Here is a 1,139-nt window from a genome sequence, read left to right as displayed (position 1 = left end):
GCCGATCGAGGAGGACGCGATCACCTTCCCACTCTCGTCAGTCGCGAGGATGCCGTTCGTGAGCCCGGTGAACCAGGCGGTTGTGAGGGTGGTGAGCGTCGATGAGCTGTTGGCGAAGATCTGGAGCTTGCTCCAGGTGTTGCCGTCCGAAAGGAGGGAGGAGGAAGCTGCCGTGACGGTCTTCGAGTCTCCGAGGTTGAAGGTGGTGCCGTTGATGGTGACGGAAGAGTTCAGGAGCTTGTTGTTGGCGATGGAGCCAGCGAGCATGGTGTTGGTGACCGAGCCCGTGTCGGTGGTATAGACGCCGTTGGTGACCGAGCCGGCGTTCCCGGAGATAGAGCCGGTGATGGTCTGGGAGAAGGTGTTGTGGTCGGTGAGGAGAGTCGAGGAGGCCGCGGAGATGGTGATGGAGCTCCCCCGGTCGAGGTTCGTGCCGTTGATGGAGCCGAGGGATCCCGAAAGGAGGTTGGTGCCGATCGTGGTGGTGGCGATGAGCTGGTTGTTCTCATTGAGCGCAAGGAGCGCTGAAGCACTTTGTCCGGTGAGCCACTCGCTCGCTGCGGTGAGGTTGGTGGTGGAGGCGTTCGGGAAGGTGTTGAGCGCGGACGTTGAGGTGGCGGTGAACGTGGGGGCGGTGATGGTGTTGTATGCGGTGGCGGTACCACGGAAGAGAGAGGAGCCTAAGACTTCGAATATGTTGCCGCTTGTGGTGGTGGCCGCTTCACCAAGCAGGAAGACGTTGGAGATGGTGGAGGGGTGGATGGCGAGGGAGTCGGTCGTGGTCGCGAAGAGGCCGGCTGCGCCCGCCGAGGTGAGGTCGGTCTGCCATGAGGGGAAGCCTCCGACGAGCTTGAGGACCAATCCGTCGGTGCTCTTGGGGAGGGACGCGAGAGAGTTCGCGCCGTTGGCGTATATGATGTCGCCGGAAGAGAAGGTGCCAAGGCCCGTTCCCCCGTGCGAGACGCCAAGGGTCCCCGCGATGAGGTTCGCGCCGATCGAGGAGGACGCGATCACCTTCCCACTCTCGTCAGTCGCGAGGATGCCGTTCGTGAGCCCGGTGAACCAGGCGGTTGTGAGGGTGGTGAGCGTCGATGAGCTGTTGGCGAAGATCTGGAGCTTGCTCCAGGTGTTGCCGTCCG

2 protein-coding genes are annotated in these 1,139 nt (G+C 62.9%); both read left to right on the top strand.

What is annotated here, in order from left to right:
• A partial coding sequence (locus tag KGI06_06375) for a hypothetical protein (protein ID MDE1871834.1) occupies positions 1-301 on the top strand: 301 nt, incomplete at its 5' end.
• Positions 302-307: 6 nt separating this feature from the next.
• Positions 308-1,139, top strand: an 832-nt coding sequence (locus tag KGI06_06370) for a hypothetical protein (protein ID MDE1871833.1), incomplete at its 3' end; no start/stop codon positions are given.

The organism is Candidatus Micrarchaeota archaeon, assembly GCA_028866575.1.
GTDB lineage: Archaea > Micrarchaeota > Micrarchaeia > Micrarchaeales > Micrarchaeaceae > UBA12276.
The sequence above is the reverse complement of the archived record's forward strand: the minus strand, read 5'-3'. Positions and strand labels throughout refer to the sequence as shown.